This window comes from Kitasatospora sp. NBC_01560 (assembly GCF_045208415.1).
GTDB lineage: Bacteria > Actinomycetota > Actinomycetes > Streptomycetales > Streptomycetaceae > Kitasatospora.
In genome coordinates, this window is record NZ_CP109364.1 from 9003210 (window position 1) to 9025309 (window position 22100).

General features: G+C 70.9%; 16 protein-coding genes and 2 pseudogenes. 10 read left to right on the forward strand and 8 right to left on the reverse strand.

The genetic code is table 11. The features are described 5' to 3' along the window. The first annotated feature begins 122 nt into the window (after positions 1 to 122). Complete coding sequence (locus OH807_RS38440; RefSeq protein WP_406209223.1) at positions 123 to 770, forward strand: GAP family protein; 648 nt, start codon at positions 123 to 125, stop codon at positions 768 to 770. A gap of 102 nt (positions 771 to 872) precedes the next feature. Here the strand turns inward: OH807_RS38440 and OH807_RS38445 are convergent, their stop codons facing one another. Then, positions 873 to 1304, reverse strand: coding sequence for a hypothetical protein (locus tag OH807_RS38445; RefSeq protein ID WP_406209226.1), 432 nt, complete (start codon positions 1302 to 1304; stop codon positions 873 to 875). Positions 1305 to 1897: 593 nt separating this feature from the next. Between OH807_RS38445 and OH807_RS38450 the strand changes: the two genes are divergently transcribed. Continuing rightward, positions 1898 to 2869: a formylglycine-generating enzyme family protein gene (locus tag OH807_RS38450; protein ID WP_406209229.1), complete on the forward strand. Its 972-nt coding sequence runs from the start codon at positions 1898 to 1900 to the stop codon at positions 2867 to 2869. 233 nt (positions 2870 to 3102) lie between these two features. Here the strand turns inward: OH807_RS38450 and OH807_RS38455 are convergent, their stop codons facing one another. Both OH807_RS38455 and OH807_RS38460 read right to left on the reverse strand, forming a co-directional pair. Continuing rightward, positions 3103 to 3285, reverse strand: a complete 183-nt coding sequence (locus tag OH807_RS38455) for a hypothetical protein (protein ID WP_406209232.1) — start codon at positions 3283 to 3285, stop codon at positions 3103 to 3105. Position 3286: 1 nt separating this feature from the next. After that, on the reverse strand, positions 3287 to 3733 hold the full coding sequence (locus OH807_RS38460) for a DUF6325 family protein (protein WP_406209235.1): 447 nt from the start codon (positions 3731 to 3733) through the stop codon (positions 3287 to 3289). A gap of 1085 nt (positions 3734 to 4818) precedes the next feature. Here OH807_RS38460 and OH807_RS38465 point away from each other — a divergent pair. The 3 genes from OH807_RS38465 to OH807_RS38475 all read left to right on the forward strand — a co-directional run bounded on the left by OH807_RS38465 (position 4819) and on the right by OH807_RS38475 (position 8102). Beyond that, complete coding sequence (locus OH807_RS38465) at positions 4819 to 7173, forward strand: arylsulfatase (protein ID WP_406209237.1); 2355 nt, start codon at positions 4819 to 4821, stop codon at positions 7171 to 7173. A gap of 28 nt (positions 7174 to 7201) precedes the next feature. After that, on the forward strand, positions 7202 to 7735 hold the full coding sequence (locus OH807_RS38470; protein ID WP_406209240.1) for a DUF1269 domain-containing protein: 534 nt from the start codon (positions 7202 to 7204) through the stop codon (positions 7733 to 7735). Between the two features lie 100 nt (positions 7736 to 7835). Beyond that, positions 7836 to 8102 carry a hypothetical protein gene (locus OH807_RS38475; protein WP_406209241.1) on the forward strand — a complete coding sequence of 89 codons (267 nt, stop codon included), beginning with the start codon at positions 7836 to 7838 and terminating at the stop codon, positions 8100 to 8102. A gap of 472 nt (positions 8103 to 8574) precedes the next feature. On the opposite strand, the pseudogene OH807_RS38480 reads toward OH807_RS38475, so the two are convergent. The 5 genes and pseudogenes from OH807_RS38480 to OH807_RS38500 form a co-directional block, all read right to left on the reverse strand. Next, positions 8575 to 8781 (reverse strand): annotated as a pseudogene (locus OH807_RS38480) (transposase); the annotation flags it as partial. A 31-nt stretch (positions 8782 to 8812) separates the two neighbouring features. Further along, positions 8813 to 8920 (reverse strand): annotated as a pseudogene (locus OH807_RS38485) (IS5/IS1182 family transposase); the annotation flags it as partial. 713 nt (positions 8921 to 9633) lie between these two features. Then, positions 9634 to 10335 carry a response regulator gene (locus tag OH807_RS38490; protein WP_406209244.1) on the reverse strand — a complete coding sequence of 234 codons (702 nt, stop codon included), beginning with the start codon at positions 10333 to 10335 and terminating at the stop codon, positions 9634 to 9636. A gap of 151 nt (positions 10336 to 10486) precedes the next feature. Continuing rightward, entirely contained in the window at positions 10487 to 11134 is a 648-nt protein-coding gene (locus OH807_RS38495) for a hypothetical protein (protein WP_406209247.1), read from the reverse strand. Between the two features lie 53 nt (positions 11135 to 11187). Further along, positions 11188 to 12066, reverse strand: a complete 879-nt coding sequence (locus OH807_RS38500; RefSeq protein ID WP_406209249.1) for a universal stress protein — start codon at positions 12064 to 12066, stop codon at positions 11188 to 11190. Positions 12067 to 12312: 246 nt separating this feature from the next. Between OH807_RS38500 and OH807_RS38505 the strand changes: the two genes are divergently transcribed. The 5 genes from OH807_RS38505 (at position 12313) to pflA (ending at position 22030) form a co-directional block, all read left to right on the forward strand. Beyond that, entirely contained in the window at positions 12313 to 14697 is a 2385-nt protein-coding gene (locus OH807_RS38505) for a phosphoketolase (protein ID WP_406209251.1), read from the forward strand. Between the two features lie 184 nt (positions 14698 to 14881). Then, positions 14882 to 15742 carry a universal stress protein gene (locus OH807_RS38510; protein WP_406209254.1) on the forward strand — a complete coding sequence of 287 codons (861 nt, stop codon included), beginning with the start codon at positions 14882 to 14884 and terminating at the stop codon, positions 15740 to 15742. Positions 15743 to 16046: 304 nt separating this feature from the next. After that, positions 16047 to 18740, forward strand: coding sequence for a bifunctional acetaldehyde-CoA/alcohol dehydrogenase (gene adhE / locus OH807_RS38515; protein WP_406209257.1), 2694 nt, complete (start codon positions 16047 to 16049; stop codon positions 18738 to 18740). A gap of 97 nt (positions 18741 to 18837) precedes the next feature. Next, positions 18838 to 21105: a formate C-acetyltransferase gene (gene pflB / locus OH807_RS38520; RefSeq protein ID WP_406209259.1), complete on the forward strand. Its 2268-nt coding sequence runs from the start codon at positions 18838 to 18840 to the stop codon at positions 21103 to 21105. An 82-nt stretch (positions 21106 to 21187) separates the two neighbouring features. Then, positions 21188 to 22030, forward strand: a complete 843-nt coding sequence (pflA, locus tag OH807_RS38525; protein ID WP_406209262.1) for a pyruvate formate-lyase-activating protein — start codon at positions 21188 to 21190, stop codon at positions 22028 to 22030. Positions 22031 to 22100: the final 70 nt, after the last annotated feature.

Sequence of the window (22100 nt, forward strand, 5' to 3'; positions counted from 1 at the left end):
CATGACATTCACGACGGATTCGTATGCCACGGAGTTGCCACGCGTGTCGGCCGACCGTTCCGGCGGAGGACCGCACCCACCGCCGCAGCACTCGTGTCCGGAAATCCAGAAGGTGGCTGACGATGGTCCTGGAGCTCATGGTGATCGGTCTGGGAATCACGCTCGAGCCGCTCCCGCTCATCGCGTTCGTTCTGCTGCTGTCCGCCGAGCAGGGGGTCCGCAAGGGGCTCGCCTTCATCCTTGCCTGGCTGACGTGCCTGGTCGTGGTGATCGCCGCAGTGCTGTTGATGACTGGTGGTCAGCCCCCGGCCAGGAACTCGGCTTCGTCGACGGCAGCCCTGGTGGTCAAGCTGGCGGTGGGCATCGGCCTGATCGCATACGGCGAGCACAAGCGACGCCGCGTCAAGGCACCGCACGAGCGGAAGACCCCCAAGTGGCAGAGACACCTCGACCAGTCCAATTCCTGGTCGGCGGCAGGAGTCGCGGTACTGCTCCAGCCCTGGGGGCTGGTGGCCGCCGGCGCGGCCGCAGTGGTCCAGGCGAACCTCTCCGACGACGCCACGTGGTTCGCCCTGTTCGCCTTCTGCGTCCTGGCGGCCTCGAGTCAGCTGGCGATGGAGCTCTACACCGTGTTCGCCCCGAGCGCCGCCGAGGTCAGACTGGAGCAGCTGCGTCGGTGGATCGTCGACCACCAGGAGCCGGCGATCGTCGTGCTCTCGCTCCTGGTCGGCTTCTGGTTGGTGGGCGAGAGCCTCTCACAGCTGGTGTGACTCGATGCCGAGTGCCGAGCTTCGCAGCGCTGTGCTATCTACGGCGGTCTCCCGGACCAGCGCAGTGCCACCGGTCCTGCACCACGGGCCGGCGGCAGCGGATCAGTCCCGCAGCGATGTTCTGGTCGTTCCGGCACAGAGAGCCCAGATCACGAAGATATCGATGGCGATCAGCACGATGGCCCAGAACGGGTAGTAGGGCAGCCACAGGAAGTTCGCGATCATCCCCAGCCCGACGACGACGACACCGACGGCACGTGCCCATACGGCACCACTGAAGAGGGCCACACCGGCGAGAACGATGAGTATTCCCAGGATGAGGTGGATCCAGCCCCAGCCGGTGGTGTTCATCTTGTAGGCGTAGTTGTGGGTGACGACGATAAGGTCGTCCTTGGCGATGGCCGCGATCCCCTCGAATATCGCCATCGCGCCGCCGAAGATCATGAGAACTGCGGCAAAGACGGTCCAGCCGGTTGCGAACGGCCTTCGGGAAGCGTGGGCATCCGTCGGCGTTCCGCTGACATCGCTGGCCATGTTCGGGCTCCTTCGAGAACAGCCTCGTCGCCGAATCGGACGACCTGGTCGGAGACTCCATATCCAGGCTGCCACGGCGGTAGTCAGGCAGCACCTCCAGGACTGCCCCACGCCCTCTCCGCTTGGGCCCGTCTCGCGGTACCAGCCGCCGAGGGTTGTGTACGGGAGCGTCCTCTGCCTGTGATGCGGTCTGGGGCGCGAGGGTCCGTTGTCCGGATGGTCAGTCAGAACCCTGTGGACATCAATGGATTGAGCTCCTGAGCAGCAGCGGCCACCGCCGTCCCTGTGTGTGCGAACGCGCCAGTCACACGCTGCTCCCGACTTGGAGTTGCGCACAGTCGCTCCGGACCGAGCGGGAGCGCGGGACGCCCGCACGCTCGGCACCAGCTCCGCACTCGAAGACCGGCCATCGAACGGAGTCATCCGCCCGGCCGTGCTCCGCCGGTCGGTCACCCTGTCACGGTCGGCGTCCTCACGCCACGCGTACCGACGATGCGGCAGCCCCGGACTGCGGCGCCCGGTCCGATGTGCGAGGAATGGAGCATGAACGATCCGGATTCCTACGGTCACCAGGAAACGGAGAAACCGAGCATATGACACGAAACACCCCCTCCTGCTGCACCCCGGGCCGCCGTCCGGAGGGGCCCGGGGAGCCGGGCCCGCCCGGACTGTCGGCACCGCCGGTCGCACAGTCGGACGCGCCCCCCGCCGGGCCGCGGCCTGTCCGGCTGGACGGCGGCCGGTTCCGCATGGGCAGCGACGACGCGCTCGCCTACCCCGAGGACGGCGAGGGCCCGGTGCGACGGGTCCGGCTCAGCCCCTTCGCCATCGACGCGCACTGCGTCAGCAACGCCCGCTTCGCCTCGTTCGTGGCCGCCACCGGCCACGTCACCGATGCCGAGCGCTACGGGGCCTCGTTCGTCTTCGGCGGCCTCCTGCCCGACGACTTCCCGCCTACCCGGGCGGTCGCCGCCGCTCCGTGGTGGCGGGAGGTGTTCGGCGCGGACTGGCGGCACCCGCACGGCCCCGCGTCCGACCTCGGCGGCCGGGCGGCGCACCCGGTAGTGCACGTCTCCTGGAACGACGCCGTCGCGTACTGCACCTGGGCCGCCCGGAGACTGCCGACGGAGGCCGAATGGGAGTACGCCGCCCGCGGAGGGCTCGAACAACAGCCCTTCCCCTGGGGCGACGACCTCCGCCCCGGTGGGCGGCACCGCATGAACGTGTGGAACGGCTCCTTCCCCGACCACAACACCCTGGAGGACGGCTACCTCGGCACCTGTCCCGTGGATGCCTTCCCCCCGAACGGCTACGGCCTGTACAACATGACGGGCAACGTCTGGGAGTGGACCGCTGACCGGTTCCACCCCGTCGGGAACGTCGCCGGCCGCCGCGAGGACCCGGCCGGCCCGCCGACCGGCGCGGCGCGCTCCCTGCGCGGCGGCTCCTACCTCTGCCACGCCTCGTACTGCCGCCGCTACCGGGTCTCCGCCCGGATGCCCAACACCCCGGACTCCTCCACTGGCAACATCGGCTTCCGCTGCGCAGGCCCGGCTGATGGATGAGCGGCACGCAGCATCCTGTCCGCGATGCGTCGGCCACCTGCGCTGGTCGACGTGCTCCGCAGGAGACGGCGGCAGGCGCACGTGCACTCGCATCGGGCCCCGGTGCCGTGGCAGGCAGCGGGCAGCTCGATTTCGTCCCGTCCTTCCCGTGGGACTCGGCCGCCGGTGAGGCTCGGGGTCGAACGGTTCGCGCCGCAGCCGGAGCACCTGACTCCGGGCGGCGCCGAACCTGATCAGCGCCGGTCCCGGCGGTCCTCCCGGCGGTCTTGGCGGTCGTCCCGGCGGTCCTCGCGCCGGTCGCTGCGGCGGCCGACCCCGTGGGCGACGACAGCTGCGGTGCCGACGACAGCCGCTGTGCGAGCGACGGGGGCGCCGATCACCCCGCGTCGTCCTCTGCGCATGGGTCCGAGAGGCATCTCACTCTCCTTCGTCGTCGGCTTCGATCGAGGCCAGGATGGCCTGGATCGGAATGCGTCCGTTGGCGATGAGCTGGGCTCCGGAGCGGCGCGCGGCGGAGGCGAACGGTCCCGCCCACGTGTTCTCCCAGACCAACACTCCTGCTGTCGTGCCGGGCTCCATGGCGGCGGCCAGGTTGACGACGTCCTCTTCGGCGAGCAGGCCGGCCAACTGCGCCTCTGCCGCACGCAGTTCGCCGACGCCTTCGAGGTCGTTGACCTCCAGGACGTCCAGCTCACCGTCCGGCCCCTTCGTCAGGACGACCAGGTCCAGGACCCGGATGGTCCCCGAGGTGACCAGCTTGTCGAGCTCTGCGGCCATTTCGCCGGTGAAGTGCGAGGTGGCCGGCGGAAATTCGACGACTAGGTAGTCGACCGGTCCCAAATCGTCATTGTCGGGTGATGTCATATCTGCGCCTCCGTTGTCGCGCCGAGCGCTCGCCCGAGGTCGGGTGGCATGGTCGGTGGTCGGCAGGTTCCGAGACTTCGAGTACGTGCGTGCCCGCCCGCTCCAGCGCACCGCTCGTCCGTGGGCGGGCCTCAGCGATGGCGGAGCTGCCGCAAAGACCGCCGCAGTGCCGGCGGAGATCACCGCAACGGCGGCGAGCGCTGTCCATCCGGTTGCCAGGATTCTTCGGGAACTCTCGGCCGTTGCGCCTGTCCGCACCCATGGAGGTGCCGGCCATGTCGGTCCCATCGACAGCCTTGCACGGTCGCTGTGAGCCCGCATCCCGGCCGAAGTCCCAGCCTGGACACGGCAGATGCCGTCCGCTTCGACCGTGGGACATCGGCGCACACCGCTGCGTGCGCCGGTAGCCACCGACGTCGGCAGACGTTGCGACCACACCCGAGGATGGTCCGTTTCTCCCTCCCGCGTGGACGACGGGCGCTCCCTGAGTTCCCGGCGGAGGCAGCGAACTTCGAGTCGCCGCCCGGGTGTGCCGCGGCATGCGGCGATGCTGTGTCGTTCCGCGTCCACTACGTTCCGTGTCGGGACCAGCCCTTCGTCCCTCCGAACTCGCGTCATCGGGCGGACGGGACGGTCCCGGCGGACAATGAGGAGGTCGCCGTCATCGCCGGCGACGACATCTCGGGCCGCCGCGCCCGCTGTTGAGCCGGACGCCAGGCTCTCCCCGACCCCGAGCAGGGCGTCGCGCGGGCGGAAGCAGACCGGCGACGCCGGCTTCCCGCATCTCGGTACCGGAGTCATCGGGGACGGATCCGGTCAGCGCAGACGAGATGCCCGCCTCGTCGAGAGCCCAACGCCGCTGGCGGCGACGGAACAAGGGCGGAGAGCGACACGAGAGCATCAGAACTCAACCGTCCGGAGCCGGTCACGATTCAGCCGCCGCCGACAACAGATGCAGGGACTCACGGGATCGGCCTCCCTGACCCCGGCAGCCCTGACGCTGATGGTTGTGAACGGGAAGTAGGACAACGATGAGCGAGCTTGACCGCACGAAGCTTCCGATACGCAGGCCGCCGTTCCAGGGTGTGAGCAACAGAACGCTCGACGGATCGGTGCCGGACTGGAACCTCATCGGGCACCCGGAGCCTCCGGACGGGGCCCCGAACGTCCTGGTGGTGCTGATCGACGATGCCGGCTTCGGCAACCCGAGCACGTTCGGTGGTCCCATCAACACCCCGCGCTTCACCCAGATGGCCGAGACGGGGTTGCGGTACAACCGGTTCCACCTCACGGCGCTGTGCTCCCCGACACGAGCGGCCCTGCTCACCGGGCGCAACAGCCACACGGTCGGATTCGGCTCGATCGGCGAGTTCTCCAGCGGCTTCCCCGGCTACACGGCGATCGTGCCGCGGGACTGCACGCCGTGGCCGAGGGTCTTGGCGGAGAACGGATACAGCACCGCGGCGTTCGGCAAGTGGCACCTGACCCCCGACGGCGACCAGGGACCGGCCGGACCGTTCGCGCGCTGGCCGAACGGGTGGGGCTTCGACTACTTCTACGGTTTCCTGGGCGGTGACGCGGGTCAGTGGGACCCGTGCCTCGCGGAGAACCAGAAGATCATCGGTACTCCGGAGGGCTTCTACGACAAGGAGAACCCGTACTACCTGCCGGACGACATGGCCGACAAGACCATCGAGTGGCTCCACGGTGTCCGGGCGCAGAACGCACGCAAACCGTTCTTCGCCTACTTCGCCACCGGGTGCAGCCACGCCCCGCACCACGTGGCCTCCGACTGGGCGGACAAGTACAAGGGCAGGTTCGACCAGGGCTGGGACCGGCTCCGGGAGGAGGTCTTCGCCCGGCAGAAGGAACTGGGTGTGATCCCGGCAGAAGCCGAACTGACAGCGCGTGACGACGCCTTCCCCGCATGGGACGACATTTCCGACCGGCTGAAGGCCTACTACGCCCGCCAGATGGAGGTCTACGCGGGATTCTCCGAGAACGCCGATCACAACGTCGGCCGGGTCATCGACGCGATCGACGAGCTCGGCGAACTCGACAACACGCTGATCATCTGGATCTGGGGTGACAACGGGGCCAGCATGGAGGGCACCGTCACCGGCTCGTTCAACGAGATGACGATGCAGAACGGCATCCCGCTCAGCGACGAGATGCAGCTCCAACTGGCCGACCGCTACGGCGGCATCGAGGCCTGGGGCTCGCAGCTCATGGACCCGCACTACTCCGCGGCGTGGGCGTGGGCGGGCAACACTCCGTTCAAGTGGGGCAAGCAGGTGGGGTCCCACCTGGGCGGGACGCGTGACCCGATGGTCGTCCACTGGCCGTCGCGCATCACCGACCCCGGCGCGCTGCGTTCGCAGTTCACCCACGTCATCGACATCGGTCCGACGATCCTGGACGTCGTCGGGATCCCGGCCCCCTCCCATGTCGACGGGATCGAGCAGGAGCCCCACCACGGCGTGACCTTCGCGGAGTCGCTGTCCGACGCGGCCGCCCCCGAACGGCACACCCAGCAGTACTTCGAGAGCATTGGCAACCGCGCCATGTACAAGGACGGTTGGTGGCTGGCGATGAAGACCGAGCGCATCCCGTGGGTGGTCACGCCCCATGCGCTCAGGCCGTACGCACCGGGCGTCTGGAATCCGGACGACGACCCGACCGAGCTGTACTACCTGCCCGACGACTTCAGCCAGGCCCACGACCTCGCCGCGGACCACCCCGAGAAGGTACGGGAGCTGAGGGAGCTCTTCTGGCAGGAGGCGGAGAGGTACAAGGTGCTCCCCCTGCTCGCCACGCTGTCCGCGTTCTTCGGCATCCTCCCGCCGCGGCCGGATCTGGACCACTTCGAGTACCGGGGAGACGTCCAGAACGTCATGTCGGGGATGATCCCGCGCATCTACAACCACTCGTACACGATCAGCGCCGACCTGGTTGTCCCGCCGGAGGGAGTCGAGGGCGTGATCGTGGCCGAGGCTGACCATCTGGGCGGGTTCTCGCTCTTCGTCCAGGACGGCAGACTCACCCACACCTACTCGATGATGGGCGTGTTCGTCTACCGGCAGCAGGCCGAAGTGCAGCTGCCGGCGGGTGAGGTGAACGTGCGCATGGAGTTCGTGGCCGATGCGCCCAAGCCCGCCACCGGCGGACAGGTCACCCTGCTGATCGACGGCAAGGCCGTCGCCACCGGCCGCATGGATCACACCGTCCCGATCCGCTTCTCGGCCTACGCGGGCATGGACATCGGCCGTGACAACGGCGGAGTCGTCGACCTCAGCTACGAGGACAAGAAGCCCTTCGCCTTCACCGGCACCGTCAAGAAGGTCACCTTCGACATCACGTCGCACCCGTCGGCCGAGGACGAGGACACGCTGCACACCGCTGCCCACCACGGGCACGCCGGGCACGGACTCTCCGGGTGAGGCACGTTCGCGGAGCAGAGGAGGACCGATGAAGTTCGACGACGAGACCATTGACGTGCTGATCGGCGGCTACATGTCGAAGGAAGCCGCCCGGGAGGACTACGAGGCGGTCCTGGCCGGCGGCGGCTACCTGCACGGTGCGGTGGTCGTGAGCAAGGACCTCAACGGCGACCTGTCGGTGGAGGAGACCGACCACATGGTTCGCGAGGGCGCAGCCGGCCTGGGGGCCGTCGGGTTCGTGGTAGGGCTGTTCGCGCCACCGCTGCTGGCCGCGACCGCGGTCGGCGCGGTGATCGGCGCCGGCGCCGGCAAACTGGTCCACCACAGGACGGCCGCCAAACTGGAGGAGCAGGTGGGGGCCACCATCCCGCTCGGTGGTGCGGGACTGGTCGTCGCCTTCCCGCGCTCGGCGGCCGGGAAGGTCGAACCGGCCGTGACCCGCGCCGTCAAGAAGGCGGTCGGCGAGGCCGAGGGGCACCACGTGGAGGCCCTGAAGGGTGCGATCGCCGAGGCGCAGCAGAAGATGGCCGAGCCGGACACCGACGCTTCGGGGGGTGCGTGACATCAGGCGCTGGGGGCGGATCGGGCGACCGGTCGGCCCCCGGACCCGTCGAAGGCGACCGACCGCAGGATCGGCGCGCCACTACCGTGTAGGAGAGGGCATGGCAACGCTTCCGCACCGTCCGCAGACGGCACGACATGACCTGGGTGCGGCGCTGGCCGCGGTGGAGACGGCGTACGAGCGCCTGATGGCCGCTCCCCGACCCGACCCTGACTACCTGCTCGATCTCCAGTGCCGAGCACATGAACTGACCGACGTGGCCCGGCAGCTGTCCGATGAAGTGCCGCACGCGCGGCACGCGAGGATCCGGCGGCGCTGCGCGGGCGCGGACCGTGGCGTCCGATGGATCCTGCGGCACAGCCACTGACGAACCGCTCCCTGCCTCTGCCGGAGCTGCCCACCGCCCTGTCGCTGGGGTTGAGGGGCCTGCCAGTGCCAGTGGTGCCGGGTTCACCGGTGCTGCCCCGGCGCGAAGGCGTCGGCGAGATCCGCACCTGCCCCGATTGCCGAGGGCACCGCCGAAGGCGAGTCCCCAGACCTTCGGTTGGGTCTGCGTGACCCCGACGGAACGCTGGTTGGCGAGGCCGCTGTCTGCGAGCCGGTGGACGTAATTGGTGTACTGCGGTCGATCGTCATCGATCCGGCGCATCGCGGCTTCTGGTTGATCGTTGGGCGCTTTTGCTGGCTGTGCACGACCTCCTCGACAACCTCCGCCCAGACCTTGAGGAAGATGAGCCCCCAGTCACTGACGCGAGTCCCAGGCGGTCCTGACTGGCACTCTGGCCGCAGCTGCCGCGACGCCGCCAGGGGTAGGTCGTGGTCACCACGGGGGGACAACCCCAGCGCGAAAAGCGCTCGTAGACGGTCTGCCAGGGCCCGTACCGCTCGGGCAGGTCACGCCACGGCGCCCCGGTCCGCAGCCGCCACAACACGCCGTTGACCACCTGGCGGTGATCACGCCACGGGCGACAACGCCCGTCCACCTGCGGCAACAAGGGCTCTATCCGCGCCCACGCCGCGTCCGTCAACTCGCCTCGACCAGCCACAAGATCAATTATCAGACACGCCTTAGAGGAGCTAACACAAAGCCCGGACGCGCCGATAGGTGATGACGCAGCATGCCAGTTTGAGGAATGCCTCATGGATGTCGTCGCGTATGTCCCAGCGGATGCGGAGGCGTCGGAAGAAGCTGCCCATGCCGCGGATGAGACTCGTGCTTGCCATGATGGCCGACCCCCGGAGTCTTGCTGACCTTTTGCTGACTCCGGATGGTGGATCATGCCCTTGAGCTGGGCGGAAACGTCGACCTCGTGATGACAAGCAGAACTACGCCCGCGGGGCGCGGCCGTCCTGTCGGAGCGGCGCACCGGCGCGGTGAACCTGCGACGCGCGGTGGGTCGAGTCCTCAGGTGTGCTCACGTCCGGGCACGTGTACTCGGACTGGTGCTGACTTTTGCTGACCTCTGCTGATGGGGCCTCAGGTTCGCGTGGGGACTCCCGTGGTTCACGAACGGCGGCGTCCGGTCGGGAGTGGTCAGGGTGTGAATCGGGGCGGGCCGGGGATGCGGTCCTCGGCGGCCGGCGTGTCTACACCTCGATGTGCGATCCCATGATGATCGTGCGGTCGCGGGGGAGGGAGAAGTACTCGGCGGCGTCGGCCGTGATGTAGGAGGCGGCGACCTCCCCGGAGGGGGGCGGTACCAGGATGTCCTGGTCGGTGCCGTTGGAACACTGACCGCTCTCCGCTCCCGCTCGTGGTGCGGAGGTGTTCCGGGCCTGCGATCCGGGCGGCGCCGGAGCAGGCGGGTCGGGACCAGTCGGCCGGTCACCAGTTCGGGAAGGACCCGGACGACGCCGGACCGTACCGGGCCGCGTGACGCTCACCGGTCCGGCGTCGTTCAACGGCCGGTCCGGCCGTTCGGCTGTCCTTGGGCGGTGAGGGTCCGGGTGGCGATCAGAGCGGCCTGGACCCGCCGCTCCACTCCGAGTTTGGCCAGCAGCCGGGAGATGTGGTTCTTGACGGTCTTCTCGGCGAGGTAGAGCCGCTGGCCGATCTGACGGTTGGTGAGACCCTCACCGACCAGGGCGAGCACCTCCCGTTCGCGTTCGGTGAGCTGGGGCAGGTCGGGGCTCTGCTCGGTGGCGGTGTCGCCGCGCAGGCGGGCCATCAGCCGGGTGGCCGCGCCGGGGTCGAGCATAGACTGGCCGGCCGCGACCGTGCGGACGGCGGTGACCAGATCGGTGCCGCTGATCTGCTTGAGGACGTAGCCGGCGGCCCCGGCCATGATGGCGGCCAGCAGGGCCTCCTCGTCGTCGAACGAGGTAAGGATCAGGCAGATCAGGTCAGGCATGCGGGAGCGCAGTTCGCGGCAGACCGTCACCCCGTCGCCGTCCGGCAGCCGCATGTCGAGGATGGCGACGTCGGGGCGCAGCGCGGGGACGCGGGCGAGCGCCTGTTCGACAGTGCCCGCCTCACCGACGACCCGGAGGTCCGGTTCGGCGTCCAGCAGGTCGTGCACGCCCCGGCGGACCACCTCGTGGTCGTCGAGCAGGAACACCTTCACCGAGCTGCTGACCCCAGCCGCCGGACTCTCCGTCATCACCGCTCCAACCCCGCCGCCCCGCCCCGGTGGCAGGCCGCGTGCACCTCCGCGAAGTCTGGCCTGTGAAAGGGTGGTTGCGATAGGGCCGTCCGGCCCTGTGGTTGCTAGTTCGGGGCTGCGGGCGAGCGAACCGCGGTGACGTGTGCGGTCAGTCGCCGTGGTGGCCGGGCGTGGAACGGCCGCTCCAAACGGGCTCCAGCCGGGCCCAGGACCGCGTCCATGCCCGGTCGGCCCGGCGGTCGAGGACGCCCAGCCTCGTGCAGAGACCGGCGCAGGCCGGCAAGCCGAGCAGGCCGAAGAGGAACAGGCCCAGGCACACGGCGTCGGCCACGAGGTCGGCGGAGCTCGGTGGCGCTGCGGCCGGGCGGCCGCTGCGGTCGACCCATATTCCGACGGCGACGCCGGGACCGGCCGTCCTGGGAACGTCGACGCTGCCGGTGCTGCGCCGGTCGCCGGGGTACGTCCAGACGGCGTCAGCACGGTAGACGGCCCTTCCACCGACGACGGCAGTGTCCGTCCGCTTGGCCTCGCCCTGCACGACGGCCTCGACGCGGTGCAGGCGGGCGGTGGTGACCGCGGCCTGCCGTTGATCGGTGGTGAGCCGGGCGACGGCGGCCCCGGCCCCGAGGAGCGCCGCGAGCACGATCCCGAGGGCGGTGAGCACCACCGCCCGGCTCCGGGCCCGGTCGAGAGCGCGGCTGAGCGGATTGCGTTCCCGGCCGGCAGCCCGGCGGAGGTGGCCGCACGGCCGTGCGGGCGGACCATCGGCCCGGGGCGGGCGGTGGGTGCTGGACACGGCGGTACTCCTCGTGGCTGTTCAGGACGGTGCCGATGAGGGGCGGGTACGGCTCAGGGGTGGGGGACCACGACGACCGGGGCGGAGCAGTGATGCAGCACGGCGTGGGCCACCGGGCCGAGGCGCGGCCCCAGGTGGTGACGGCGCTCCCGCCGGCCGACGACGACGAGGTCGGCGTGGCCGGAGGCGTCCAACAGGGCCCGGGCTCCGCCGCCGAGGCGGATGTCCTCGACGATGTCGACGTCGGGGTGCCTCGACCTCAGGGCGGTGAGGACCGGGGAGATCAGGGCCGCCTCGGTGGCCTCCTGCTCGACCAGGTTCACCTGGGGCGGCATCAGGCCGCCGTACGACCAGGTGGGTACCAAGTCCCACCCGTGTACGACACGCAGCCGGCAGCCGCGCAGCTCAGCCTCGGCGACGGCGAACTCGACGACCGCGTCGCCGGGTTCACGGCCGTCGAGACCGACCAGCACCTCCCGCGTCGCCCCGCCGGCCGCGGGCCGGTGCGCCGGGGCCTGCCCGGAGCGGACCAGGACCGTCGGGACGGGCGTGCCCGCTGCCACGGCGAGTCCCACCGAGCCGACCAGGAGGCCGGTGAAACCGCCGAACCCGCGGGAGCCGAGCACCAGGAGATCGAGCCCCTTCGCCGCGGCGATCAGTCCGTCGACGGGGTCGTCCGAGATTACTGTCGCTTCCACGGCCAGCCCCGGGTGGTCGTGCCGGATCCGGTCGCCGATCACGCGGAGCGCCTCCAGGGCCCGCGGCCGCAGGTCGCCCGGCCGGGAGGGGTCCTCGTCCCCGGTGTCGAGCCAGGGCCAGGCGTGCAGCAGTCGGAGCGCGCAGCCCCGGCGGGCGGCCTCCACGGCCGCCCACAGTGCCGCGGCCTCACTCTGCGGCGATCCGTCGATTCCGGTCAGGACGTAGCGCGTCATGGTGGTTCCCCCTCGTGGGATCAAGGCGTCGGGTGGGCCGAACGGCGTCCGGCACGCCACCGAATCTGCCGCCCCGAGGCCGGTCCGGAGAAGGGACCGAAGGGACCGGCCGTTGGGCCGGTGGTCCCGGCCGCACGACCCGGCAGTGCTCCGATCGGCCCTGTACAGGCCCATGCACGGAGTGTGACGATCGGCCAGGCCCCGGGCGCCCAGTGCCGCGCCCCACGATCCCGAGGAGACCCCACCATGCCCGCCACCCCACCTCCGGCGCCCGGCGGCCTGTCCGACCAGGAGCTCCGGGCACTGGACGCACACTGGAGGGCCGCCAACTACCTGGCGGCCGGCCAGATCTACCTGATGGGCAACCCGCTGCTGCGTGAGCCGTTGCGGCCCGAGCACATCAAGCCCCGTCTGCTCGGCCACTGGGGCACCTCACCCGGTCTCAACCTGGTGCACACGCACCTCAACCGGATCGTCCGGCAGCACCGGACGGAGGCGATCTGCGTCTGGGGCCCGGGCCACGGCGGGCCGGCCGTCCTCGCCAACTCCTGGCTGGAGGGCAGCTACTCCGAGACCTACCCCGACGTGACCCGGGACGAGGCCGGCATGGCGAAGCTGTTCCGGCAGTTCTCCTTCCCCGGTGGCGTGCCCAGCCACGTCGCGCCCGAGACCCCGGGCTCGATCCACGAGGGCGGCGAACTCGGCTACGCGCTCTCGCACGCCTACGGTGCAGCCCTGGACAATCCCGGCCTCCTGGTGGCCTGCGTGATCGGCGACGGCGAGGCCGAGACCGGCCCGCTCGCCGCCTCCTGGCACAGCAACAAGTTCCTCGACCCGGTGCACGACGGGGCGGTCCTGCCGATCCTGCACCTGAACGGCTACAAGATCGCCAATCCGGCCGTCCTCGCCCGCCTGCCCGAGGTCGAGCTCGACGCACTGCTGCGCGGGTACGGCCACGAACCGCTCCACGTCTCCGGGCACGACCCGTTGACGGTCCACCGGCACCTGGCCGCCGCCCTGGACACCGCCGTGGAGCGGATCGCCGAGATCCAGCGGGCCGCCCGGGAGGACGCGGCGACCGGGCGGCCCGCCTGGCCGGTGATCGTGCTGCGGACGCCGAAGGGCTGGACGGGCCCGGCCGAGGTGGACGGCGTGCCCGTCGAGGGCACCTGGCGTGCTCACCAGGTGCCGCTGGACCAGGTCCGGGACAACCCCGCCCACCTCGCTCAGCTGGAGGCCTGGCTGCGCTCCTACCGGCCCGAGGAACTGTTCGACCCCGCCGGCCGCCCGGTGCCCGAGGTGCTCGCCTGCGTCCCCGACGGCGCCCGCCGCCTGGGTGCCAACCCGCACGCCAACGGCGGTCTGCTGCTGCGCGACCTGCCCCTGCCGCCGCTGGAGCGGTTCGCCGTCGTCGTCGACGAGCCCGGTACGCGTCTGCACGAGCCCACCCGGGTCCTCGGCGACCTCCTCGAACAGGTGATGGCCGGCACCGCCGAACGCCGCGACTTCCGGCTGGTCGGCCCCGACGAGACCGCCTCCAACCGCCTCCAGGCCGTCTACGCCGCCAGCGGCAAGGCCTGGCAGGCCGAGACCCTGCCGACCGACGAACACCTCGCCCGCGACGGCCGGGTGATGGAGATCCTCTCCGAACACACCTGCCAGGGCTGGCTGGAGGGCTACCTCCTCACCGGCCGGCACGGCCTCTTCTCCTGCTACGAGGCATTCGTCCACATCGTCGACTCGATGGTCAACCAGCACATCAAGTGGCTGCGCACCGCGCGGCGGATCCCCTGGCGGGCCCCGATCGCCTCGCTCAACTACCTCCTCACCTCGCACGTCTGGCGCCAGGACCACAACGGCTTCTCCCACCAGGACCCCGGCTTCGTCGACCACGTGCTCAACAAGAGCCCCGAGGCCGTGCGCGTCTACTTCCCGCCGGACGCCAACACCCTGCTCGTGACCGCCGACCACGTGCTGCGCAGCCGTGACTACGTCAACGTCGTGGTCGCCGGCAAGCAGCCCTGCTTCGACTGGCTCACCCTCGACGAGGCCCGCGTGCACTGCGCCCGCGGCGCCGGAATCTGGGAGTGGGCCGGCACCGAGGACGGCAGCCGCCGGCCCGACGTCGTCCTCGCCTGCGCCGGGGACGTCCCCACCCAGGAGGTGGTCGCCGCGGCGGGTCTGCTCCGCCGTCATCTGCCGGACCTGACGGTGCGGGTCGTGAACGTGGTGGACCTGGCCCGGCTCATGCCGGCCGAGGAGCACCCGCACGGCATGCCGGACGCCGAGTTCGACGCGCTCTTCACCCGCGACAGGCCCGTCATCTTCGCCTATCACGGCTACCCCTGGCTGATCCACCGGCTGGCCTACCGCCGTGCGAACCACTCCCAGCTGCACGTTCGCGGGTACAAGGAGTCCGGGAGCACCACCACGCCCTTCGACATGGTGGTCCGCAACGACCTCGACCGCTACCGCCTGGTCATGGACGTCATCGACCGCACCCCCGGCCTCGCCGTGCGGGCAGCCGCCGTCCGGCAGCGGATGGCGGACTCGCGCGCACGCCACCACGACTGGATCCGCGAACACGGTACGGACCTCCCGGAGGTCGTCGACTGGGCGTGGGGGTCCTGACCGGTGATCAGGAGGCGCCGTCGGCGGGCGGACAGCTCCGTGCTCGGTCCTGCCCTGTGCCGGGACCTTCGGTCCGGGCACAGGGCTGCTCGGCCCCTGCCACGACCCCGGGGTGCGGCGCGAGGCTTGTCCGGACGACGAGGACGCGGACGGCCGCGTCCCGCGGGACGAGGGAGGCTGCGACATGTCGCGCTTCGTGGTGGTGGGGATCGACGGTTCGGAGGAGAGCGCGGCGGCGGCCGCGTGGGCGGCTGCCGAGGCCGACCGGAGCGGGCGGGCGCTCAGGATGGTCCACGTCGGGGGAGCCGAGGACGGCAGGCCGCTGCGGGCGGAGGGCGTCGACGACGGCCTGCCGCCGTCGGTGCTCGCGGTCCGGGACCGCATCGCGACCGCGCTGCCCGGTCTGGAGCTGTCGGTCGAGCGGATTCCCGGTCACCCGGCCCACGCGCTCGTGGCGGCCGACAGGCGGGCGGCCGTGCTCGTCCTCGGCTCGCGCGGGCTCGGCGGATTCGCCGGGCTGCTCGTCGGCTCGGTCGGGCTGAGGGTCGCCGCGCACGCGCCCGGCCCCGTCGTCCTCGTCCGCGCGGACGCGGAGGGCACGGCCGGCGGGGCGGGTGACGTCGTGGTGGGCGTGCAGGGGGACCGTCCCTGCGATCCGGTGCTCGCTTTCGCCTTCGAGCAGGCGGCCCGCCGCCGCACCACGCTCCGCGCGGTGGAGTGCCGCACGCTCCCGGCCGGTCCCTACCTGACGGACGCCCCGGTCGACCAGCGGGAGATCAAGGACTCCATGGCGACGGCGGAGCTGGTGCGCCTCCAGGACGCGCTGGCCCGCTGGCGGGACAAGTACCCCCAGGTTCCTGTGGGGACCGAGCTCACTTCCCGTCACGCGGGTGGGGTGCTCGTCGACGCCTCCCGGGGGGCTTCGCTCGTCGTGCTGGGGCGGCGGGCTTCCGGGCACCAGCCGGGCATGCCCCGGCTGGGGAGTGTCGCCCACGCCGTGCTGCACCACGCGCAGAGCCCGGTCGCGATCGTTCCGCACGACTGAACCGCACGGCCGAACCGTCCGGGTGTACCGCCCGGTGGTACCGCGGCCCGGACCTTTCGAGGTCCGGGCCGCGGTCGTTGGCCGGCCCGGACCGGTCGTGCCGCACGGGGCCGGCCGCACCGGACCGATCGACCGCGATCGCGCTCCAGGCGAAGTAGGGACCTTCGGCCCGAAGGGACGGCCTTATGGCGCTCCTGCCGAAGTCCGTTGCCACGGCAGTCTGTTGAGCAGCGGCGAAGCCGGGGTTCCGGAGGCGTCGCGACCGGAACGCCCTGACCGGACGACGAACCGAAAGGTGATCACCATGCCGCGCTCCCGCCCCGAGGCCGAGACAGCGGACCGCACGCGCTCCCTCGACACGGTTGCCACCCCGCCCGCCCCCGGCACGCCCTCCGCCACCCCGTCCGTCCCGTCGGCCGTCGACGTCCTGGTCGCCTCCGCCCTGGAGTCCCTGGAGGAGTACGCCTCATTCACCCAGGAGCAGGTGGACCACATCGTCCGGAAGGCGTCCCTGGCGGCGCTGGCCGAGCACACCGGGCTCGCCGTCCTGGCCGTGGAGGAGACCGGCCGCGGGGTGTTCGAGGACAAGGCGGTGAAGAACGTCTTCGCCTGCGAGAACGTCACCCACGTGATGGGGCGGACGAAGACCGTCGGCGTCGTGCACCGGGACGAGATCGACGGTGTCGTGGAGATCGCCGAGCCGGTCGGGGTGGTCGCCGGCGTCACCCCGGTGACGAACCCGACCTCGACGACCATCTTCAAGTGCCTGCTCGCGCTCAAGACCCGCAACCCGATCGTCTTCGCCTTCCACCCTTCGGCCCAGCGCTGCTCGGCCGAGGCGGCCCGGATCGTGCGGGAGGCGGCGGTGGCGGCGGGTGCCCCGGTGCACTGCATCCAGTGGATCGAGGAGCCGTCGATGGCGGCCACCCACGCCCTGATGAACCACCCGGACGTCGCCACCGTCCTGGCCACCGGCGGCAACGCCATGGTGCGGGCGGCCTACTCGTGCGGCAAGCCGGCGCTGGGGGTCGGTGCGGGCAACGTCCCCGCGTACGTGGAGAGGAGCGCGGACGTCCGGCGGGCGGTGAACGACATCGTGCTCTCCAAGTCCTTCGACAACGGCATGATCTGCGCCTCCGAGCAGGCGGTGATCCTGGACTCCGAGATTCGGGAGGCCGCGCTCGCCGAGTTCCGGAGGCTGAAGGCGCACCACGCGAGCGCCGAGGAGAAGGTGCTGCTGGAGCGCCTCCTGTTCGGCACCGGTGAGGGGAACTCCTGCGCGGGGGGCAGGCTGAACGCCGACGTGGTGGGCCGCTCGGCCGCATGGATCGCCGAAGCGGCGGGCTTCGAGGTGCCCGAGGCCACCTCGGTCATCCTGGTGGACTGCGAGCAGGTCGGGCCGGCGGAGCCGCTGACCAGGGAGAAGCTGTGCCCGGTCCTGGCGGTGCTGAGTGCCGGCTCGCGCCACGACGGGACCGAACTCGCTGCCGCCATGGTGGAGTTCGACGGGCTCGGGCACTCGGCCGCCGTGCATACCGAGGACGCGGCGTTCGTGGAGGAGTTCGGGCACGCGGTCAAGGCCTGCCGGATCATCTGGAACGCACCCGGCTCGCAGGGCGGCATCGGTGACGTCTACAACGCCTTCACCCCCTCGCTGACCCTGGGCTGCGGCAGCTACGGGCACAACTCGGTGTCCGGCAACGTCTCGGCGCTGAACCTCCTCAACATCAAGCGGATCGGACGGCGCAACACCAACATGCAGTGGTTCAAGGTCCCGCCGAAGATCTACTTCGAACGCAACTCCGTCAAGTACCTGGCGAGCATGCCGAAAACGCACCGGGTCGTCGTCGTCACCGACCGCACGATGGTCCGGATCGGGCACCTGGAGCGGATCCGCAACGTCCTGGACCGGCGCCGGGAGCCGGTCGAGGTGCGGGTGATCGACCACGTCGAGCCGAACCCGAGCATCGACACGGTGCGCCGCGGCGCGGAGCTGATGCGGGAGTTCGCACCGGACACGATCATCGCGCTGGGCGGCGGTTCGCCGATGGACGCGGCCAAGGTGATGTGGCTGATGTACGAGCACCCGGAAGTGGAGTTCGCGGACCTGAAGGAGAAGTTCTTCGACATCCGCAAACGCGCCTTCACCTTCCCCGATCTGGGCGAGAAGGCGAAGCTGGTCTGCATCCCGACCACCTCGGGCACCGGCAGCGAGGTCACCCCGTTCGCGGTCATCACCGACACCGCGACCGGCCAGAAGTACCCGCTCGCGGACTACGCGCTCACCCCGAGCGTGGCGATCGTGGACCCGGCGCTGACCACTCTGCTGCCGAAGGACGTCACCGCCGACACCGGTTTCGACGCCCTCACCCACTGCATCGAGACCTACGTGTCGGTCTACGCCAACGACTTCACGGACGGGCTCGCCCTCCAGGGCATCAAGCTGATCTTCGAGAACCTGGAGCGCGCGGTCCTGGACGGCCGGAACGACCTGGCCGCCCGGGAGCGGATGCACAACGCCGGCACGATCGCCGGGATGGCCTTCGGCTCCGCCTTCCTCGGCGCCGTCCACGCCATGGCCCACACCCTCGGGGCCACCTTCCACGTCGCCCACGGGCGCACCAACGCGCTGCTGCTGCCGCTCGTGATCCGCTGGAACGGATCCGCCCCGGCCAAGGTGACGGGCTGGCCCAAGTACCAGAGCTACGTCGCCCCCGCGCGCTACCAGGCGATCGCCAGGATGCTCGGCCTGCCGGCCGTCACCCCCGAGCAGGGCGTGGCGTCCCTCGCGGCGGCGGTCGAGGAGCTGCGGGACGCGGTGGGCATCCCGCGCTCCTTCAAGGAGGCCGGAGTCGACGAGGAGGCCTTCCTCGCAGCGCTGCCGCAACAGTCGATGAACGCCTACGAGGACCAGTGCGCCCCCGCCAACCCCCGCATGCCGATGCTCGCCGACATGCAGCGGCTGATGCGCCAGGCCTACTACGGCGACCGGAGCTGAGGACCAACGGCCCGGTCATCCGGGACCTTCCGGACAAGGACCGGGGCCGTCGGCGGACCACCGTGGTGACGAGGAAACCCGAGACGGGAGCGAGAAGATGACTGTCCAGCAGAACGAGGCTGCGGCCCGCAGCGCCTGGGAGGGATTCCAGGGCGGGCCGTGGTGCGACGCCGTCGACGTCCGTGACTTCATCCAGCGCAACTACACCCCCTACGAGGGCGACGCCGCCTTCCTGGCCGGCCCCACCGGCCGGACCGCCGCGGTGTGGCGGCGGATCACCGACCGCTTCCCCGAGGAACGGGCCAAGGGCGTGTACGACGTCGCGTACGACGTGCCGTCGACCATCACCGCGCACGCGCCCGGGTACATCGACCGCGAGCTCGAGTTGATCGTCGGCCTGCAGACCGACGCCCCGCTCAGGCGGGCGATCATGCCCAACGGCGGCTGGCGGATGGTCGCGGGCGCGCTGCGGACGTACGGCTACCCGGTCGACCCGCAGCTGGAGAAGGTCTTCACCGAGTACCGCAAGACCCACAACGCCGGGGTGTTCGACGCCTACACCCCCGAGATCCTCGCCGCCCGCAAGGCCGGCGTCATCACCGGTCTGCCGGACGCCTACGGACGCGGCAGGATCATCGGGGACTACCGCCGGGTCGCCCTGTACGGCGTGGACCGGCTGATCGGGGCCAAGCTCGCCGAGAAGGCCGGGCTGGGCGCGGCGCCCGCGGACCCGGCGCGACTGGAGGAGAGGATCCGCGAACGCGAGGAGCTCGCCGAGCAGATCCGGGCGCTGGGCGAACTCAAGGAGATGGCCGCGGCCTACGGACACGACGTCTCCGAGCCGGCCCGCAGCGCCCGCGAGGCGGTCCAGTGGCTGTACTTCGCCTATCTGGCCGCCGTCAAGGAGCAGAACGGCGCGGCCATGTCGCTCGGCCGCACCTCGACCTTCCTCGACGTCTACCTCCAGCGCGACCTGGCGGCCGGAGCGCTGACCGAGACCCAGGCCCAGGAACTGGTCGACGACTTCGTCATCAAGCTGCGGATCGTGCGGTTCCTCCGCACACCGGAGTACGACGAACTGTTCTCCGGCGACCCGACCTGGGTCACCGAGTCGATCGGCGGGATGGGCACGGACGGCCGCACCCTGGTCACCCGGACGTCCTTCCGCTACCTGCAGACCCTCTACAACCTCGGGCCGGCGCCCGAGCCGAACATGACGGTGCTCTGGTCGCCGAGACTCCCGCGGGGATTCAAGGAGTTCTGCGCCCGGGTGTCGATCGACACCTCCTCGGTGCAGTACGAGTCGGACGAGCTGACGCGCCCGCGCACCGGCGACGACACCGCGATCGCATGCTGCGTCTCCGCGATGGAGGTCGGAAAGCAGATGCAGTTCTTCGGGGCCCGGGTCAACCTCGCCAAGACGCTCCTCTACGCGGTCAACGGCGGCCGGGACGAGGTGTCCGGCGCCCAGGTCGGCCCGGCCACCGCGCCGGTCGGCGAGGGCGTGCTGGACTACGACGAGGTGCTGACCCGCTTCGACGAACAGCTGGAGTGGCTTGCCGGGACGTACGTCCACGCGCTCAACGTCATCCACTACATGCACGACAAGTACGCCTACGAGCGGGTCGAGATGGCCCTGCACGACCGGGCCGTCAGGCGCACCATGGCCTGTGGCATCGCCGGGCTCGCAGTGGCCGTCGACTCGCTGGCGGCCGTCAAGTACGCCGAGGTCACCCCGGTCCGGGACGCGACCGGGCTGGTCACCGACTACCTGATCGAGGGTGACTACCCCGCGTACGGCAACAACGACGACCGGGCCGACGGCATCGCCGTCCGGTTGGTCGAGGAGTTCATGGCCAAGGTGCGCAAGCACCCCACGTACCGGGGCGCCGAGCACACCCAGTCCGTCCTCACCATCACCTCCAACGTCGTCTACGGCAAGAAGACCGGCAACACCCCGGACGGCCGGCGGGCCGGCGAGCCGTTCTCCCCCGGCGCCAACCCGATGAACGGGCGCGACCGCCACGGCTACGTGGCCAGCGCCCTGTCCGTCGCCAAGCTGCCCTACGAGGACGCCCAGGACGGCATCTCGCTCACCAACACCGTCACCCCGGACGCCCTCGGCCGCACCGAGGAGGAGCGGGTGCGCAACCTCGTGGGCGTCCTGGACGGCTACGTCACCTGCCACGGTTTCCACATGAACGTCAACGTCCTCGACCGCGCCACCCTGATCGACGCGATGGAGCACCCCGAGAAGTACCCGCAGCTGACCATCCGGGTCAGCGGGTACGCCGTCAACTTCGTCCGGCTCACCCACGAGCAGCAGCTCGACGTCGTCAACCGCACCTTCCACGACGCGCTGTAGGGCGCGACCTTTCGCCGGCGCCCGCCCCGACCACCGGGCGCCGGCGCCCGTTGTCCTCACCTGCCACCCCCGGAGCCCCGTCATGGCCGAACCCGCCCTTCCCCCGGGTGCGCCGAGTCGCCCCCCGGCAGCGCCTGCCCCGATCGCCGTCACTCCGATCGCCGCCACCCCGGCCGCCGCCGTCACGCGGCGCCCCGCCGCGGGGATGCTCCACTCCTGGGACCTCTCCACGGGAGTCGACGGCCCCGGCACCCGCTTCGTGGTCTTCCTGGACGGATGCCCGCTGCGCTGCCTGTACTGCCACAACCCCGACACCCGTCACCTGCGGGACGGCCGGCGCACCTCCGCGGACGAGATCGTCGGGGAGGCCTCCAAGTACACCGAGTTCATCCGCGCATCGGGTGGCGGCGCCACCGTCAGTGGCGGTGAACCGCTGCTCCAGCCGGTCCTCACCGGCGAGTTGCTGCACCGCTTCAAGCACCGCCTCGGTCTCCACACAGCCCTGGACACCTCCGGTTTCCTCGGCGCCCGCGCCACCGACGCGCTGCTGGCCGACACCGACCTGGTCCTGCTGGACATCAAGTCCTGGGACCGCGCGCTCTACCGGCGCCTCACCCACCAGGAGCTGGCTCCCACCCTGGACTTCGCCCGCCGGCTCGCCGATCTCGGCAAGGAGGTCTGGGTCCGTTTCGTGCTCGTCCCCGGCCTGACCGACGCCGAGGGGAACGTCGAGGGCGTCGCGGCCTTCGCGGCCTCGCTCGGCAACGTCTCCCGCGTGGACGTGCTGCCCTTCCACAAGCTCGGCGCGGAGAAGTGGCGAGCGCTCGGTCTGGAGTTCACGCTCTCGGACACTCCGGTGCCCACCCGCGACCAGACGGCCGCGGCCCGTGCGGTGTTCACGGCGCAGGGGCTGCACACCGTCTGACGGTTCCGCTCCGGGCTTCCGTCTCCACCCGGGGCCGACACGCCCCACCGGGCCTCGCCGGCCCGGCGCA

Coding starts and splice junctions, on each gene's coding strand:
- OH807_RS38440 (WP_406209223.1), top strand. CDS start 123: ATGGTCCTGGAGCTCATGGTGATCGGTCTGGGAATCACGCTCGAGCCG.
- pflB (WP_406209259.1), top strand. CDS start 18,838: ATGACTGTCCAGCAGAACGAGGCTGCGGCCCGCAGCGCCTGGGAGGGA.
- OH807_RS38505 (WP_406209251.1), top strand. CDS start 12,313: ATGCCCGCCACCCCACCTCCGGCGCCCGGCGGCCTGTCCGACCAGGAG.
- OH807_RS38490 (WP_406209244.1), bottom strand. CDS start 10,335: ATGACGGAGAGTCCGGCGGCTGGGGTCAGCAGCTCGGTGAAGGTGTTC.
- OH807_RS38500 (WP_406209249.1), bottom strand. CDS start 12,066: ATGACGCGCTACGTCCTGACCGGAATCGACGGATCGCCGCAGAGTGAG.
- OH807_RS38470 (WP_406209240.1), top strand. CDS start 7,202: ATGAAGTTCGACGACGAGACCATTGACGTGCTGATCGGCGGCTACATG.
- OH807_RS38510 (WP_406209254.1), top strand. CDS start 14,882: ATGTCGCGCTTCGTGGTGGTGGGGATCGACGGTTCGGAGGAGAGCGCG.
- OH807_RS38475 (WP_406209241.1), top strand. CDS start 7,836: ATGGCAACGCTTCCGCACCGTCCGCAGACGGCACGACATGACCTGGGT.
- OH807_RS38455 (WP_406209232.1), bottom strand. CDS start 3,285: ATGCCTCTCGGACCCATGCGCAGAGGACGACGCGGGGTGATCGGCGCC.
- OH807_RS38460 (WP_406209235.1), bottom strand. CDS start 3,733: ATGACATCACCCGACAATGACGATTTGGGACCGGTCGACTACCTAGTC.
- OH807_RS38450 (WP_406209229.1), top strand. CDS start 1,898: ATGACACGAAACACCCCCTCCTGCTGCACCCCGGGCCGCCGTCCGGAG.
- pflA (WP_406209262.1), top strand. CDS start 21,188: ATGGCCGAACCCGCCCTTCCCCCGGGTGCGCCGAGTCGCCCCCCGGCA.
- adhE (WP_406209257.1), top strand. CDS start 16,047: ATGCCGCGCTCCCGCCCCGAGGCCGAGACAGCGGACCGCACGCGCTCC.
- OH807_RS38445 (WP_406209226.1), bottom strand. CDS start 1,304: ATGGCCAGCGATGTCAGCGGAACGCCGACGGATGCCCACGCTTCCCGA.